Here is a 17,160-nt window from a genome sequence, read left to right as displayed (position 1 = left end):
GTGATTAAGATAAGAGAAATGATTGAAAAGATTAACGTAATGTGAAATAAATCATCGAATTGTGTAGCGTTAACCAATAAATAACTGTTTTAAAGGACATACGAGTTGACAAACGAACTGCATATTTACATTACTCCAAGAACATGAACAAATTAATCCCTCTTATACTACTCCCGGTGATCCTGTTTTCCTGCAGCGCAACTAAACAAACACCAAAAGTCCAAAGTCCTATAGCTCAGCAGACAGTGAAACATTTTGCCGCTACAGGCAACGAACCTTTTTGGTCCATTACCATCAACTTCGATAGTACCATGTACTTTAATACCGCTGATGGCTACAAATTGCGCGTTCCGGCTGTTACCGGAGAAAAAGCTGCAGATGCCAATATTACCCGTTATCATTCGGAAACCAGCCAGGGCGCTTTAACGGTGCAGGTGTTTAATCAACCCTGTGAAGATACCATGTCTGGTAAGATGAATGATTTCAGTGTACAGGTAGCGCTAAAAAAAGCAGGCGCAACGGCTACAGAAGTATATAAAGGTTGTGGTAATTACCACGGAATTTACCAATTAAATACCATCTGGACGTTACAAAGTATAGGGGGAACAAAAATAGATCCGGCAAAATACCTCCAGGGTGGACCAGCTATGGAAATCAGGCTGAATGATAAGCGTGTTGCTGGAAATGCGGGGTGTAACCGGTTCTCTGGTAGTTTTGGCGTAGACGGAGAAGAGGTTGTTTTCGGTCCTTTAATGAGTACAAAAATGGCTTGCGAAAATATGGATATCGAAATGAAATTGCTAAGCCATCTTAGCGGTAAAAGCATGAAATACCGGATAGCTGGTGATACCCTTTTTTTAGGCGAGGGCACTAACCTGCTCACTTTTAAAAAAGCAGTACGTCCATCATTGGGTATGAAACCATTGTAGGGTATTGTTTGCACAACTTACACAATTGATAAGAATCATTTGTAATAAATTCTACCGATATAGTAGATTTTAATATATTTGTATAAAATCCATTGTAATCACACCAGTTGAAGCAGCTAAATGAAGGATCAGCAGTACACTCCGATAAATCATGTATTAGAAAAAGTATCCTTCAAGATTTTGGTTGTTGGCGACAGCCAGGAAATCAAACAGGCCTTGCAAGTATTGCGACAAAAAAACAAGGAAGTGGAAACAGACACTTTGGCTGTAGAAACCGGCATTGTTGATTTTAGCAAGGATGATATTGCTGAATATGACCTGATCTTATTGAAACAAGCCAATACGGCTGCCCAGCAACAGATTAAGGACCTTGCGCATCAAGCAGGTGTATTAGTGTCTTTAGTAGGTCATGCCCCAGTACAACATGTAGCGGCGAAGACCCTGCGCGACGAAAAGTATTGGAAAAAATTTGCTGCCCGCTGTCTGTTTGCATTAGCCTTTATCATTATTGGCCATGCCATTACCTCGCTGTATCCCTTAAATGATTTTTCATTAGCCATACGTACGTTTACGAATGACCTGGATCTGGATGCAGCTTTTGGCTGGATGGTACTAGCCGGTTTTGTGGCACAAATGGTTGATGGTGCTTTAGGAATGGGTTATGGTGTAATTTCAACCACCGTGTTGCTATCTACTGGCCTGAATCCTGCTGCCATTAGTGGAAGTATCCATACGGCGGAAATGTTTTCCAGCGGTGCATCTGGCTTTAGCCATTATCGCTTTGGCAACATCAATAAAAAATTATTTAAAACCTTGTTATTACCCGGCGTAGCCGGAGCAGTATTTGGCGCCATTTTGCTGGCCTACCTGGGTGAAACTTATGGCGAATACGTACGCCCGATTTTATCTGTTTATACCCTGCTTTTAGGCGCAAGGATTTTGTTTAATGCCTTCAAAAAAAGGAACGAAAGCAGGAAGGTTAAAAATGCGGGCTGGCTTGCAGGTGCTGGTGGTTTTCTTGATTCTTTTGGCGGTGGTGGCTGGGGCCCATTAGTAACCAGCACGTTAATTGCAAAAGGTAAAACACCGAGGTATATTATTGGTACAGTAAGTTTAACGGAGTTCTTTGTGACTTTTGGCAGTGCACTTACTTTTTTTATTATCCTGGGCACCAGTCATATTCAAACCATTGCAGGATTAATTATTGGTGGCGTCATTGCAGCACCTATAGCAGCCCGGTTAGCGGGAAAATTAAAAACAAAGACCATGTTGATCGGTGTTGGGGTATTGGTTATCGTTTCCAGTGTACACACCCTTTATAAAATACTGAGCAGACTGTAAATAAAAAATGCGTCCTTTTTCAAGAGACGCATTCTATATCATGTGAAAAGAACTATGCTACTGCGTCAATGGCTTCGCGTAGTGCTTTTGCAGCTAATGCAGGATCTTCTGCACCGTAAATGGCTGCACCAGCAACTACTACCTGTGCACCTGCTTTCACTACTGCCGCAACGTTATCGATGTTTACACCGCCTGCTACAGAAACTGGCACACCAACTCTTGCAGCTTCGTCAATTAATACCTGAATTGAGTATCCCGGGGTCCATTGCTCATCTAAGCCAGCGTGTAATTCTACGAAAGCCACACCCAACTCCGTTACTTCCTGTGCGCGTTTTACACGGTCAGGGTATCCAATGGTATCTACTACAATGCCTTTACCATGTGCTTTTGCTGCTTTCACTGCACCAATAATGGTTGCATTACCCGCTGCACCCATTACCGTAACTAAGTCAGCCCCTGCTTTAAAAGCAATATCAGCTTCTAGCTCTCCGGCATCGGCCGTTTTTAAATCTGCAAACACCAATTTATCTGGGTGAGCTGCTTTCATGGCCGTGATTACGGTTGAACCCATGTTTTTAATTAGTGGGGTACCTAATTCAATGATATCTACGTAAGGGGCAACTTTTGCTGCTAATGCTAATGCTTCTTCTGTAGTTAATAAATCTATTGCTACTTGTAATTTTGCCATGTTGTTTATGTATATGATTGTGATAATTATTCGAGGATTATTATAGTTTATTCAAGGTTCGCGTGGCGTTCCCACATGTCTTCAGCAGATTCCTGCTTGGACTGCCATAAGGTTTGAAAAACCGCATCGTTAAATAACAGAAGAAACTGTTCAAATAAGCTTCCAGCAAATTGTGCCGAACGGGTACTGTTATGGTCTTGTTTTTCTGCCGCGGCTACATGAACCAGGTGACTAGCGACAGCCGCCAGTGGAGAATTTTCAGTGGTAGATATAGCCAGCACGGTTGCACCTGCAGCAATGGCTTTTTCAGCAGCCTTCACAATAGTAGTAGTGGTACCGGAGCCGGATGCTGCAATTAATAAGTCGCCTGGGCGAATGGCCGGTGTGGTAGTTTCTCCAACAAAATAAACGGTATAACCAATATGCATTAAACGCATGGCGGCCGATCGCATGGAAAAACCTGAGCGACCTGCGGCAATTATAAAAATGGCATTGGCCTGTATGATTTCCTGAATAAAGGTATCCACCTGCTCCTGCTTCAGCTGCTTTAACAACCAGGTGTTTTCCACTAAAATCATCTCCAGGTTTCCTTTAACAGTTGTAGCCTTCTTTTCGTCTATTGTCATGTGCATGATGGTATTAATTTAAACCATTGCAAACCTATCACCTGGCGGCGCAGATCCGGTTAGACAATCAGCCTATTCTATGGAACAATCTGCCAATTAAATCACGCTAAAATCATAATAATGCAATTTAGAGGAGCCTATTTCCGAATAGTCCACCATTAACAGCTAATTGTCCAATGTGTTCAATTTATAGTATTTAACTTTGCACCTATGTTAAATGCCCCCACAGAACCCTTACTGGAAAAGTCATTAATCTATATACGTAACCTTGGAAATTGCCCACCGAGTTATTTGAACGATCCGGGAAGAAAGGATTTCTTTGAAGTAGTATGGCTAAAAAACGAAAATCCTTTGCATGCCTTAAAGGACACAGACTTTGAAAGCAAAGGCGACTGGATTTACCTGATTCCACCTTATCGGGTGCACCAGTTAAATAAGGCAGGGAAAAATGGGGAGTTGATATCCTTTAGAAGAGCAATACTGGAAGATGGGGACAAAGAATTCCTATTAGACCTGTTCAAAATATTTAATGTACAGGGAGAATTTTCTTGTTTACGTTTAAACGAAGAAGAGGCCTCGGGGCTATCTGGCATCTATAAATTATTGGAGAAAGAATATCAGCAGCAGGATAATGGTATTATCATCGTAAAAGCTTTATTGAAAGTGTTCTTATTGAAACTTATCCAGGTAAAAGAACAACAATTTACGGTGCATGACATTCACCAGAAAAGGGTGTATGAGTTCCTGATGCTGTTGGAAAGTAATTACCGGCAAATTAGAAATACTGATTTTTATGCGGGAAAGTTAGGCATCAGTTCTAAACGGTTAAATCAGATACTGAAAGAGAAGCTGGATAAAACCGGCATGCAGTTGATCCATGATCGCATGATCTTAGAAGCGAAGCGCCATATTATTCATAGCGATTTAACCATTAAAGAGATTGCCTATGATTTAGGTTTTTCAGACCGGCCTTATTTTAGCCGTTTTTTTAAGAAACAAACGGGGCAAACCCCCGAAGGCTTCCAGAAAGAAGCAAAAGAACATATTAAATCAAAGTTTAACACCTTGGTTTAATATGTTCTTGAGCTATATTATTTACTTGTGTGCTTATTGCACTTGTGTAGCCAACCATTCACTCAGCTCATTTGCAGCTTGAAAGTTATCGAAGGACACTGGTAATTTACGACCGTCGATATACTCATTATATAACCATGGATCGCCAATGACAAACACTTTACCTTTCATATAAGGCGCCACTGCCATTACCACACTGCCCTCTTTATCCTTTAAGATAGATGCCGCTGGCGAGGAAGTTGTTAAACTGCTGTATTCCTTAATGTATAATTTCTTTGATTTCTTGAAGATGGAATTCCCTGAGGGCACGGCAACTGCACCCATTTCGAATTGGTTACCAGTTACACGACCCTTTGAATCTTTATTAAAAGTGATGCCGAATTTACTGGTCAGCTCATTAAAATGATCCAATTCTGCATTGGCAGCGTCATTGCCCATTAGCACCAATACTCCACCAGCCTTTACCCAGTTTGTAATGGTCTTAACATGTTCAGCGTTCATAAATTTAGGATCTGGTGTTTCCTTCTTGGTATCAGGATCTACGATGATATAAACCGCAGCGCTATTTAAATCGCTAACCGATGGAGCAGCATAAGTGGTCGACAATTTAAATCCTTTTGACTCGAGTAACCCACCCCATTTAGAAAAACCATTATTATCTAAATCCGGCCATTTATAATGCCATGATACCTGGTGACCACTTTGATCTTTCTGCATTTCATTGTTAAAGTAACTGTCCAACAGCACCGTTTTTCCTTTGGCAGGCTTTGGCAATTCAGCCAGTTCCATTTCACTTGCCGCTAATAGGAAAGCACCTACCCCTTTTGGGTCATTGGTAATAACCTTTTCACTAATATAGTATTCGTAACTGCCATCACGGTAAGGTTTACCACCTAAACCAGATACCGTTACGGTACCTTTCAGGTTAACCTGACCAGGTTTTGCGCCTGTTTCGATAAATTCTTTTTTGATCCCGGCATAACCTTTTTGCGCAATCTTTAAGTCGCTTGCTGGCAGGTAACCTTTTCTTACCCCTTTGGCAATGGCATAAACAAACATATTGGCAGCAGATGATTCAAAATAGTTACCTTTTCCTTTTGGAAGGTCCATCACATCATACCATAATCCGCTTTTAGCATCCTGGTATTTGCCAACCGCAGCCGTAAATCTTTTTAGAATGTCCAGGAGCGCTTTATGCTTAGGATGATCTTTTGGAAAGTTATCCAATACATCAACTAAACCCATACCATACCAACCCATGGCTCTACCCCAGAAATGAGGAGAAGTACCTGTTTTTGGGTTTGCCCATTTTTGTTCTTTAGACTCATCCCATCCATGGTATAGTAAACCTGTTTTCGCATCGCGGGCATGATTTTCCATGAAGATAAACTGGTTGGCGATGTCATCAAAAGCAGCATCATTTTTAGTTAATGCTGCATATTCAGCATAAAATGGTTGTCCCATGTACAAACCATCTAACCACATTTGATACGGATAGATCTTTTTATGCCAAAAGCCACCTTCTTTTGTCCGGGGATGCGTTTGCAGTTGCTCCCAAAATAAGGTGGCTGCTTTAAAATACTTTTGCTGACCAGTAACCTTGTATAAGGTTAATATGGTCCTTGCGTTTTTAATATGATCGATATTATATTCCTTTTGTTTGTACCGCTGAACTTCGCCCTGATCGGTAACGAAAAAATCCATAGACTTTTTCATGTAATCGAAATATTTACCGTTACCCGTGCGTTTCCAGATGGCATCTATTCCTTCCAGAATAACACCCTGGTCATATGACCACTTTACAGCCTTGCCTGGTTCCATTTCCAGCGAATCTGCCCAGATATCCATTACTGTGGCAGCCATTTGTTCAGACAAAGGTTTATCCTGCGCCTGTAGCGTAAAAGAATTTCCGATGACTATATACAACAAGCTGAAGCTAAATAAAAAGGATCTTTTCATGTTATTATTTTAGGTGTATAGTATTGTTCTCTATAATTAATGATTATTCTCTATGTTAAACCAATCGAAATCTGCATAACCAGAATCGTTTGTAGTGGTGGTTCTTGTGGCATATAAACCCAATTTAGCGCCTATCCATTTTCCAGATTCTGCCTTAAATTCGGCGCCAGCGTTAATAAAACGCGTACCATCCAGGCTATAGCTAAATTGGCATAATCCGCCTTTATTAACCGAAACCCTAAAGTAAACATCGTTACCTTTTAATCGTGCTATTGTTTTTTCTGTTGGGGTTTTCCCTTTTTCAGCATCATAACATTCGGCATGAACAATCGAAAGTCCATCTTTATCACTCTTCAAACCAAGGCTTGCATAGCTTTTGCCCATCACAATCAATCCGGTTTTTTCATTCTCCAGCTTGGTATTCGGAGTAAAGGTAACTTTGGTTGTGGCCATGAATACTTCCGTGGGGAACTTTTGTAACAGGATATTCGGCACATCCCAATAGCTTTTGGCAGTTTCAGGAACTGCCTGGGTATATAACCTTAAGGTTCCTTTGTCTGCATTTAAGAAAGACCAAGTGGCTTTAGGGTTTGCCTGCCACTGCCATTGCAAGCCCATCACACGGTTATTAAATTCATCACGCTCTGGGGGCGTACTTACCGGCCAGGTTTTACCCACATTAGGTTTTTTATACGTCATCACTGGCTCTCCGGCGCCATCACCGTCTTTATCAACCCCCATAACCGGCCAGTCTTTTACCCATTTCATGGGTTGCAGGTGTACTACTCTTCCATAAACATCTTTATCCTGGAAGTGCAGAAACCAATCTTCGCCAGTCTGCGTATTTACCCAGGCACCCTGATGTGGTCCATTAACGGTGGTGCTTCCTTGTTCTAAAACCACTTTACGTTCATAAGGACCATATACATTTTTAGACCTTAACACCAGCTGCCATCCCGTGGATACGCCACCTGCGGGAGCAAAAATATAATAATAGCCGTTTCTTTTGTAAAACTTAGGCCCTTCAATGGTGGCATCGGTTTGATGTCCATCATACACGATGGTACCCGTACCGATGGTCTGGTCACCAGCTGCATTCATTTCTTTTACAGCAAGGACGCTTTTGATACCCGCACGACTGCCTGCATAGGCGTAGGCAAGGTACACCTTACCGTCTTCATCCCATAAGGGACAAGGATCAATTAAACCCTGACCAGCTTCTACCAATACCGGTTCAGACCACTTACCTGCAGGATCTGTGGCTTTGGTTAAATAAATACCAAAATCGGGATCAGGGTAATAGATATAAAATTCTTTATTATGGTAACGGATGGCTGGTGCCCACACACCGTTACCATGCTGTGTTTTTGAAAAGTGCTCAAAAGGAGGCTGGCGAAGTAAAGCATGGTTGATCAGCGTCCAGTTCACTAAATCTTTCGAGTGCAAGATGGGCAGGCCAGGTACGGCGTCAAAACTAGAGGCCACCATGTAAAAATCATCGCCTACCCTAACGGCATCCGGATCAGAATAATCGGCATCTAATACTGGGTTTTTATATTGGCCATTTCCAAGGTCGGCCACCCAAACCTTTGAAACAGCATGATTATGATTGGCTGCTTTTTGCGCCTGCACGGTTAAGCCGGAGGCGAGTATAAGTGACAGTGTTGTTAATTTATATGTGAATCTCATCATGACTAAAGTTTAACGGCATCTACATAAACATCCTGGCTATCTTTCACCATGATGTTCTGAATATTCGGTTTATCAACTATCAATTTCACATTTTTAAGGTGGATGTTATCAGCATCAATAATTTCCGATCCTAATCGCGATTTTAAGATCATGTTACTCATATGAATATTTTTCACCTTCATTTCAGGTAAGCCACGTATAAAGATGCCTTTTTCGGCACCATTACAAACGATATTGTCAAAATAAACATCTTTAAATTCTGGGGTTTCTTCGGTTACTGCTGGTACAATAACTTTTTCGCCTGGTGCCGGCGACTTCACGAAATAGTACTTATCGAAGAAAATGGCTTCATGAACAATGTTCCGCATGGCGATATTCCTGATGTGAACATTTTCCACCACACCACCTCTGCCGCGGGTGGTTTTAAAACGAATACCTTTGTCAGTACCCAGGAAAGTACAGTCAGACACAAAAATGTTCTTTGCACCGCCACTCATTTCACTTCCGATAACCACACCACCGTGACCTTTATACACAACGTTATTGCGGATAATCACATTTTCTGTCGGCATACCTCGCTCACGTCCGGCTTTATCTTTTCCCGATTTAATACAGATGCCATCATCGCCTACATCAAATACACTTCCTTCTACCAGTACATTTTTACAAGATTCAATATCCAGTCCGTCGCCGTTATGTGCGTAATCAGGATTTTTAACGTTTACATCCCTTATGGTCAGGTTCTCACACATGAGCGGGTGTAGCGCCCAGGCGGCAGAGTTCTGGAAAGTAACTCCTTCCAGCAATACGTTTTTACATTGGGTAAACACCACCAGGTTTGGACGTAGAAAATCTTTTACGTCATCGTAATCTTTTGCCGTTTTTCCAGGTACAATAGCTCCGGGATTTGGAGTCTGCTGCCCTTTAAGCGTTTTTACAGAAGGGTACCAGGTTCGTCCACCATCGGCAACCAAACCACCACTTTTCACTTTTTTATTCCATTCTGGCTCACTCAGCTGGTCTTTATGAACGCGGCGCCAGGCATCGCCATCGCCATCAATTATACCGCCACCTGTAATGGCCACATTAACCAGGTTATTTCCTGATATTGGCGACTGGTTACGCATGCTCGGCACGCCTTCAAAATTACCTTTTACCAAAGGGTATTGATCAAAGTCTGTGGTGAACAATAAAGTTGCATTTTTACTCACCGATAGGTTCACGTTACTTTGCATCACAATGGGGCCAGTTAACCACAATCCTGCAGGGACTAAAACCACACCTCCACCCTTTTTACTCGATTGAACAATGGCCTCATTGATACTTTTAGTATTTAGGGTAATGCCGTCATTTACTGCACCGAACTTAATAATATTTAGGGTATCCTTTTTAAATTTTGGGGAAGCTACCTGAGGAAGATTATCCCAGGAGTACTTGACTTTTTGATTTGTCTGGCAGTAAGCATGTTGGCCATAAGCCATTGCAGCGACCAGCCATAAAAGGTTTTTTAGTCTCATTGTGTTTGTGGTTAAATCAGCTTATTTTATTGCAGGTAGCCAGGAGCTGCCGCCATTAAAAATCTGCTGAAGGGTATAGGATGTTAAATCTTTTTCCTGAAGTTGTTTTGACCAGGGAATCCGCTTTTGCGCGGAACCACCGGCACCATTGCTTTTATATTCAGCGTAATAAGTGGTTTTTTCCTTATCAGGAAACATGATATCACCAGGCCAATGGTGCCAGCCTTCTGGTACAATATGGGCCCCCATGTTGGTGCGAATAAAGACTGTTTTAGCATATGGCCGCCAAGGTCTGCCCAGGTATACTTTTTTAGCTTCGGGCGAGGACACAAGGGTACAATCAAAAAATACATATCCATGCTTTTGTCCGGGCGATGTTGCCGCAGCGGTGATATAAGAATCAGAAAGGCTTTTGATGGTGCAGTTTTGAAAAACTACAGTAGCATCGCCAAAAATGAAGTCGGTGGTGCCTTCGATATAACAGTTAATGTAATATTGTCTGCTGGTTGTGGTGGCCGTGTATAAGGTATCCTGATTGCCCAGTATTTTACAGTTTTGAATGATGGCCCGATCGCCTTCTACATGCAATGCTACAGCCTGACCAACCCTGCCGGCAGTATTTTGAATGGTCAGGTTTTGTGCTTTGAAATCATCACCCTCCACCAATACGGTGTAGGAGGTGAATGTACTGTGTTTTTTATCGCCGTAAATAGCACCGGAATAATCGGCATTGGTAATGATGGTATTCTCCCGGTTTTCACCTATCAGGGAAATTTTCTGTTTCCAGGAAGGGATCACCAGTTTCTCGCGGTAAACCCCACTTTTAATAAAAATCTTTACTTCTTGTTGCCCTAAATCCCGAACCGAGTTTACAGCGTCGTGTATCGTTAAATAATCACCACTGCCATCCTGGGCAACGGTGATCATAGGTTTGAATTTCTGTTGTGCATAACCGGCTAGGGTTATGCACATTAAACAGAAATACCAACTTAACCTTCTTAAATTTCTACTGGTAGCCAGGGTTTTGTGTAAACTCATCTTTATTAGTTACAGCGTCAACTTGCGTTCTCGGAATAGGTCTTACTAAATGAAAGTCTTGAATGGTAGCCGCATTTGGATTATTGGCTTTAACACGTTCCAGCAATCTTCCTGATCTTTTTAAGTCGAACCAACGGATTTGCTCGCCTGCAAATTCACGTGCACGTTCGTCTAAAATAAAGTCAAGAGTCACTTGCGCTGGTGTAACCTGCATGGCTGCCACCGTTCCTGGTTTGGCTGCCCGTGTACGGATTACATTTAAATGGGTTGCTGCTTGTGTGGTATTTCCCAGATTAAACTCTGCCTCTGCAGCAATCAGGTATACTTCTGCAAAACGAATCACAAATACGTCTCTTGCACTTTGTGCCTCATTGGCGCTGGCTCTGGTTTCATCAACAAACTTATTAAGGGAAACATAATGCAACTGGTCTTTAACTGCCCCATTTGCGCTATAAACAGCATTACGATCGTAGGTTTTATAAAGTTTTCCACTTGGCATAATCACATTTTTACTTGCAATAATTGCGGTATCACCGATTTTCATGCCCGCAGGACGGGTAGTTGAATTTGCATACCAAACTGTCTGGAAAGATCCATCGTATCTTGCATCCTGATCGCTATACAGATCCAATAGAAAACGAGTAGGCATATAACGGTTAAATGGGCGGCCATTTTTAATGTCACGAACCATACCTGGTTGATCATCATATTTCATAGAGAACAACAAATGCGAGCTATTACTTCCACGACTATGGCCTAAAGGATTTAAAATCGGGTCAAGTAAATCGTTAACAGATAGGTTAACAGAATAATTCACGGCGTAAATGACTTCCTTATTTTTAAGGTTAGCCATTTTCCACAAATCAGCATAATTAGGTAATAAAGTAAAACCATAGCCACCATTAATTACGGCAAGTGACATATCTCTTGCTTCAGCATACTTTTTTTGTGTAAGGTACATACGCGCCAAAAATGCCTGTGCCGCTGGTTTAGTTACTCTTCCATACTGACTCGTTGTAGCTGGTAAATTTGCCACTGAGAACAACAAGTCATCAATAATTTGTTTGTTAAAAGTCTCTATAGGCGTTTTGTTAGCGGTAGTCACTACACCCTGGGTTTCATCCAGGGTAAAATGTACACCGCCCCAAGTTTCTACTACATGCCAGTAATAGAATGCACGTAAGAATTTCAATTCTGCTTCTCTAACTGGGCGCACTGTAGTAGCTAATCCAGCTTCTCCAATTCGGTTAATCCCAGCATTACATAAATTAATAGCAGCATATAGTTGTTGCCATTCTGTAGTGAGGGCAGAATTTGTTCCTTGCAAATTTACATATTGTGTTAAATCAGTGTGTACGTCACCAGCACCACTCATCCACAAATCTGTTCCCATTTCTGCAAGGTTGTACCCCTCCTCTTTACCATACCACCAGCGTTGGTATGAATAAGCCGCATTTACCAATGTTTCAAAACCAGCTGGCGTAGTAAATACACTCTCTGCGGTAATCCCCGATGGGTTCTTCTCTTCTAATGATTTTTTACAGGAAAACGTCATTGTTAATCCTGCTAAAACTATTAATCCTTTATATATATAGTGTCTCATATTGATTCAATTTGAAAATTAAAATGTTGCATTCAATCCAAAGGTGTAAAGCTTGGTCATCGGCGAACTTTCAGAACCACCTCTTTCCGGATCATACTGATCTAACCTGCCTGATTTGGTATAGGTAAACGGATTTCTCGCCGTTGCATACACACGCACACTTTTGATAAAGCTTTTTTCCAGCATTAACTTAGGAATAGTATAACCAAGTGTAATATTTCTTAACCTGATGAATGATCCATTGGCATAACCTAAAGTTGAATTATATAAGGTAGAGGCAAGAGAAACATTTTTATTTGGTCGTGGATAATCATTACTTGCATTTTCTGGTGTCCAGTAGTTAATGATTGTCCCACTGTTTTCAGCACCTTGAGGATTATACCTTCTTAAGAAATCAGCATTAATCATTTGGCCCATTCTAGCGAATACATAAACGTTTAAGTCCCATGCTTTATAGGTAAAGGTATTTTCTAAACCTCCTGTCCAATCGGGGCGGTTGGTTCCAATGATTTTACGATCGTTCGTTGCATCTATTTTACCATCGTTGTTTAAGTCTGTAACACGAATGTCACCAGGTTTTTGTCCGTAAGTAGCGGCAAGTTCCGCATCAGCCGTTTGCCAGATGCCAACTTTCTCATAATCATAAAAAGATTGTACCGGTGATCCAACAAACCATGAATTTAACACATCTGTCTGTGCGCCGCCAGCAAGTTCAACAATTTCTTCTTTGTTCCTGCTGAATGATAAATTAGTGGTCCATTGAAAGTTAGCACTTTCGATATTTTTGGAAGAGATATATACTTCTAAACCTTTATTACGCGTCTTTGCAACGTTCTGTATAACACTGGTTACCCCATTAGATGGGGGTAAACTTCTATTTAACAGCAGGTCGTAAGTTTGTGAGTCGTAATAATCAACAGTAGCCGTAATTCTATTTTTAAATAGACCCAATTCTAATCCAATGTCACTTGTTTTAGTTTTTTCCCAGGTCAGGTTTACATTACCGATCCTTGGCGAATATCCGTAAGCAGGCACTGCTGCATCATCATAAGCAAAGGCAATTCTGGTTAAGCTACTTTGGGTAGAATAGGCATTGATGTTATCGCTACCGGCAACGCCATAACTAAACTTCAGCTTTAAATCACTAATGACTTTATTGTCTTTTAAAAATGCCTCATCACTAATTCTCCAGGCTACCGCAGCAGATGGGAAAAATGCCCATTTGTTGGCTTCTGCTAATTTAGAGGAACCATCTGTACGACCAGTAGCTGTTAATAAGTATTTCCCTTTATAAGCATAATTAATTCTTCCAGCGAAGGAAACCAAATTATTCATACCATAACTGGTTACTACTGCTTGATTTTGAGTATTACCCAAACCATAGAATAACTGAGACTTTAATAGCTGATTCTCTCCTGATGCAGAGATATTATCATTGCGGTTGAATAACAAACTGTTAATACCGGTTAAGGTAAATGCATGATCCTTGATCTCCTTGTTATAGGTCACAAAGTTTTCAATATTAATCAGGTGACTGTTTGAAGCAGCATAAGTTGCTTTTGGAACAGAACCATTACGATCAATAGAATACCTGTCGGCATAAGTACCAATACGGTCAGTATTTAGGTTAGCACCTACGTTTGACCTGGCTACCAAACCTGCAAAAGGCTTTAATTCTATGTATGCGGATAATAAAGTACGGTTGATTACACCTTCATTGGTGTACACATCAGGTTGCTCATCAGCAAGCGGACTAACAAACGTACCGTTAAGTGGATAAACAATAAAATTACCCTCATCGTCATAAACCCTGCCTAATGGAGAAGTTTTGTTACCCTGGTTTAAGGGATCGCGACGACTGCTTTGCTCATAATGGGTAAACTGTCCTTGTAAACCAGTAGTAAAGAATTTACCAATGGTTTGATCTACGTTTAACCTGGCTGTATAACGGTTAGACCTGTCCAGTTTTACAATACCTTTTTCATCAAGGTAATCTAGAGAGAAATAAACCTTTGTTTTTTCTGTTCCAGCCCTGATGCCTAACTGGTGATTCTGCAGACTTCCATCATGAATTAACAAGTCCTGGTAATTGACAAACTCTCTGTTTTGAACAGCTGCATATTCAGCGGAATTGAAGATATTCACATCATCAGCTGGGCTTGCCCAGTTACCTGTGGCACGGAAAGCTTCACGGCGCAAATTTATAAATTGGTCTCCATCCATTACACTTGGGTAACGTGCTACTTGCGAAATACCATAATAAGAGTTTAAGGAAACAGTAGCCTGACCTGTGATACCTTTTTTGGTGGTAATTAAAATGACCCCATTAGCACCTCTGGATCCGTAAATCGCTGTTGAAGAAGCATCTTTTAAGATGTCCATGGAGGCAATGTCATTCGGACTTAAATCTTGAAGACTAGAATATTGAACCCCGTCAACAATGATTAAGGGACCATTCCCGGCAGAAATAGAACGTGTTCCCCTGATGTTAATATTTACACCAGATGATGCAGCACCGCTGCTTCTGGTAATATCAACCCCCGGAACTTTACCCTGAATAGATTCTAATGGATTTGAAGAAGGTACTTTAGCAATGTCCTCTCCTTTTACCGAAACGACCGATCCGGTTAAGTCTCTCTTTTTTACCGTTCCGTAACCAATGACCACAACCTCATTTAATTCCTGGTCGTCTGACGCTAATTTGATGTTAATTTGCGACTGGCTACCCACGTTAACTTCCTGTTTAGCATAGCCCACATAGTTAACTTGCAGTATTGCCTGGTTGGAAGGAACAGTTATCGTGAACTTACCGTTGCTATCTGTACTCGTTCCTGTAGTGGTGCCTTTTACCAGCACACTTACGCCAATTAAAGTTTCACCGCTCTTTGCATCGGAGACTAGCCCTGTGATGCTGCGATTTTGTGCCGTTGCTACCATGCTAAAAAAACAAAGTACAACAATGGATAGGTATAGTTTTATCATAATATTTGGTTAGTTTAATAATAAATGAAGAAGTATTGCACAATCGTTCCATAGCATTAACCATATGGAAATAAAGTGGATACCTATAAAATTACCTGAAAAGTTGAGTGTGTGAACGGCAATCGATTGCCAGTTGGGGACATGAAATTCATAATGTTTAAATTTGGTTAAACAAGCTTACGAACTTCCGAACGATCTTAAACAGTTTTAGGAGAAAAAATTTGTGCAATCGTTCTCGGAATGGAGAGGTTTAAGGGGAAAACCTGAACAATATTTCTAGGAAGTGAGGAAGGAGTTAAGATGATTATTGTGATTTAAAACCTGTAATTTTGAATACCCAGGCATGTTCGCCGGAAAATTGTACGGGCGTGATTGCCGGCACTTGTATGGTAAGTTGTCCATTTCTCCAGTTGCTTTTAATGGGAAACTGCGTGCCCAGCAAACTTACCTTTCCGACTTGTTTTACCCCTGGGATGGTGATCGGTTGAACAGGCCAGGAGGTACAAAGCACATACAGGGAGTCTTGTTTTAAGGTGTAAAAGACTTCATTATTTTCTTTGGTTTGTGGGCGGCCGGCCCATGTTGTGCTCCCATATATAGCCTCACCGTTTACCTTGAGCCAGTTTCCCATATCCAGAAGACGCTCCTGCATCACTACAGGAATTTGCCCGTCTGCTGTTGGCCCGATATTAAGCAGCAGATTACCACCATTACCCACCTTTTCAATTAACAAACGGATCAATTGTTTGGAAGTGAAGTAATCTGCAGCCGTTTCAAACTGATTATATCCATAAGAAGTGCCCATGCCCCTGCTCTCTTCCCAAGGATGTGTATTTTTATCCCCGATTCCTTCTTCATTGTGTACCAGGTCGTATTCCGTTGTATAATAATCACCATGTAAACTCCGGGTTTCCTTACCCCAACGGTCGTTAACCACCACGGTATCTTTTACCGGCGATTCATTGTATAGCCAGGCCAGAAAGGCTTCACTTTTTAAATCCTTGCTGTTATAATCCCATTCACCATCGGCAAAGATGATTTCCGGCTGGTAATTGTTCACCAGGTCTTTCAGCTGGGGTATCATGTGTGTATCCACCCACTCGTTAATTGTTTCTGGTTTGTATAAGGGGTGGTTCCATTCCAGCAGCGAGTAGTAGAATCCCATGTGCATGCCTTTCTTTCTCACTGAGGCAGACAAATCTTTCAACAGGTCGCGGTGAGGCCCCATCTCTACGCTGTTCCAACGCGGACTATGCTTACTCGGCCATAGGGTAAATCCATCGTGATGTTTAGCGGTAAGCACTACATATTTGGCGCCCGAGGCTTGTATGAGCGCGGCCCATTGATCAGGGTTAAAGTATTCTGCTTTAAACAGGGGCGCAAAATCTGCATACTTAAAGTCGGCACCATAATATTTTGCATGGTGGTCCATAAAGAGCTTGTTCTTTGTAATCAGCCGGTTTTCGTAGTGTTCAGCATACTTTTCATAAACACCTTCTACTTCGTGCACGGGCGCATAAGCTGGAACGGAATACAAACCCCAGTGGATGAAAACGCCAAACTTAGCCTCTTTCCACCAGGATGGTGTTTCACGCTGATCGAGTGAAGACCAGGACGGCTGAAATTGTGCATACATAGTAGACGAAATTAAAGTCATTAACAGCATAACAGCCCACTTTTTTCCTGATTCCTTAGCACTGATCCTACCCAT

The 17,160-nt window shown here is 41.5% G+C and carries 12 protein-coding genes; 3 read left to right on the top strand and 9 right to left on the bottom strand.

What is annotated here, in order from left to right:
- The first annotated feature begins 143 nt into the window (after positions 1–143).
- Positions 144–929, top strand: a complete 786-nt coding sequence (locus tag IWX76_RS10710) for an META domain-containing protein (protein WP_196859875.1) — start codon at positions 144–146, stop codon at positions 927–929.
- A gap of 120 nt (positions 930–1,049) precedes the next feature.
- On the top strand, positions 1,050–2,270 hold the full coding sequence (locus IWX76_RS10705) for a sulfite exporter TauE/SafE family protein (protein ID WP_196859874.1): 1,221 nt from the start codon (positions 1,050–1,052) through the stop codon (positions 2,268–2,270).
- Between the two features lie 52 nt (positions 2,271–2,322).
- Here IWX76_RS10705 and hxlA read toward each other — a convergent pair whose 3' ends face one another.
- Both hxlA and hxlB read right to left on the bottom strand, forming a co-directional pair.
- Entirely contained in the window at positions 2,323–2,958 is a 636-nt protein-coding gene (gene hxlA / locus IWX76_RS10700; RefSeq protein WP_196859873.1) for a 3-hexulose-6-phosphate synthase, read from the bottom strand.
- A 47-nt stretch (positions 2,959–3,005) separates the two neighbouring features.
- Positions 3,006–3,590, bottom strand: a complete 585-nt coding sequence (gene hxlB, locus IWX76_RS10695) for a 6-phospho-3-hexuloisomerase (protein ID WP_196859872.1) — start codon at positions 3,588–3,590, stop codon at positions 3,006–3,008.
- Positions 3,591–3,794: 204 nt separating this feature from the next.
- Between hxlB and IWX76_RS10690 the strand changes: the two genes are divergently transcribed.
- Positions 3,795–4,658, top strand: coding sequence for a helix-turn-helix domain-containing protein (locus IWX76_RS10690; RefSeq protein ID WP_196859871.1), 864 nt, complete (start codon positions 3,795–3,797; stop codon positions 4,656–4,658).
- Between the two features lie 33 nt (positions 4,659–4,691).
- On the opposite strand, the gene IWX76_RS10685 is transcribed toward IWX76_RS10690, so the two are convergent.
- The 7 genes from IWX76_RS10685 to IWX76_RS10655 form a co-directional block, all read right to left on the bottom strand.
- The gene (locus tag IWX76_RS10685) at positions 4,692–6,617 is read right to left on the bottom strand and encodes a glycoside hydrolase family 88 protein (protein WP_196859870.1); all 1,926 of its coding nucleotides are present in this window, start codon (positions 6,615–6,617) and stop codon (positions 4,692–4,694) included.
- Between the two features lie 36 nt (positions 6,618–6,653).
- A complete protein-coding gene (locus IWX76_RS10680; protein WP_196859869.1) occupies positions 6,654–8,309 on the bottom strand; it encodes a glycoside hydrolase family 43 protein in 1,656 nt (551 codons plus the stop codon).
- 2 nt (positions 8,310–8,311) lie between these two features.
- Positions 8,312–9,826, bottom strand: coding sequence for a glycoside hydrolase family 28 protein (locus IWX76_RS10675; protein ID WP_334641703.1), 1,515 nt, complete (start codon positions 9,824–9,826; stop codon positions 8,312–8,314).
- A gap of 21 nt (positions 9,827–9,847) precedes the next feature.
- Positions 9,848–10,864: a pectinesterase family protein gene (locus tag IWX76_RS10670; RefSeq protein ID WP_334641701.1), complete on the bottom strand. Its 1,017-nt coding sequence runs from the start codon at positions 10,862–10,864 to the stop codon at positions 9,848–9,850.
- A complete protein-coding gene (locus IWX76_RS10665; RefSeq protein ID WP_196859868.1) occupies positions 10,833–12,467 on the bottom strand; it encodes a RagB/SusD family nutrient uptake outer membrane protein in 1,635 nt (544 codons plus the stop codon). Before IWX76_RS10665 ends, IWX76_RS10670 begins: the two co-directional genes overlap by 32 nt.
- A gap of 18 nt (positions 12,468–12,485) precedes the next feature.
- Entirely contained in the window at positions 12,486–15,449 is a 2,964-nt protein-coding gene (locus IWX76_RS10660) for a SusC/RagA family TonB-linked outer membrane protein (RefSeq protein ID WP_196859867.1), read from the bottom strand.
- A 304-nt stretch (positions 15,450–15,753) separates the two neighbouring features.
- The gene (locus IWX76_RS10655) at positions 15,754–17,160 is read right to left on the bottom strand and encodes an alpha-L-fucosidase (protein ID WP_196859866.1); all 1,407 of its coding nucleotides are present in this window, start codon (positions 17,158–17,160) and stop codon (positions 15,754–15,756) included.

Origin of the sequence: Pedobacter sp. CAN_A7, assembly GCF_015752175.1 — a bacterium.
In the GTDB taxonomy this organism is placed as follows: Bacteria; Bacteroidota; Bacteroidia; order Sphingobacteriales; family Sphingobacteriaceae; genus Pedobacter.
This window is presented reverse-complemented; position numbering and strand designations above follow the sequence as displayed.

Bases quoted from the DNA above. Each gene is read 5' to 3' on its own strand.
- hxlA (WP_196859873.1), bottom strand. From the start codon at position 2,958: ATGGCAAAATTACAAGTAGCAATAGATTTATTAACTACAGAAGAAGCA.
- IWX76_RS10675 (WP_334641703.1), bottom strand. From the start codon at position 9,826: ATGAGACTAAAAAACCTTTTATGGCTGGTCGCTGCAATGGCTTATGGC.
- IWX76_RS10665 (WP_196859868.1), bottom strand. From the start codon at position 12,467: ATGAGACACTATATATATAAAGGATTAATAGTTTTAGCAGGATTAACA.
- IWX76_RS10685 (WP_196859870.1), bottom strand. From the start codon at position 6,617: ATGAAAAGATCCTTTTTATTTAGCTTCAGCTTGTTGTATATAGTCATC.
- IWX76_RS10680 (WP_196859869.1), bottom strand. From the start codon at position 8,309: ATGATGAGATTCACATATAAATTAACAACACTGTCACTTATACTCGCC.
- IWX76_RS10655 (WP_196859866.1), bottom strand. From the start codon at position 17,160: ATGGGTAGGATCAGTGCTAAGGAATCAGGAAAAAAGTGGGCTGTTATG.
- IWX76_RS10710 (WP_196859875.1), top strand. From the start codon at position 144: ATGAACAAATTAATCCCTCTTATACTACTCCCGGTGATCCTGTTTTCC.
- IWX76_RS10705 (WP_196859874.1), top strand. From the start codon at position 1,050: ATGAAGGATCAGCAGTACACTCCGATAAATCATGTATTAGAAAAAGTA.
- IWX76_RS10690 (WP_196859871.1), top strand. From the start codon at position 3,795: ATGTTAAATGCCCCCACAGAACCCTTACTGGAAAAGTCATTAATCTAT.
- IWX76_RS10670 (WP_334641701.1), bottom strand. From the start codon at position 10,864: ATGAGTTTACACAAAACCCTGGCTACCAGTAGAAATTTAAGAAGGTTA.
- hxlB (WP_196859872.1), bottom strand. From the start codon at position 3,590: ATGCACATGACAATAGACGAAAAGAAGGCTACAACTGTTAAAGGAAAC.
- IWX76_RS10660 (WP_196859867.1), bottom strand. From the start codon at position 15,449: ATGATAAAACTATACCTATCCATTGTTGTACTTTGTTTTTTTAGCATG.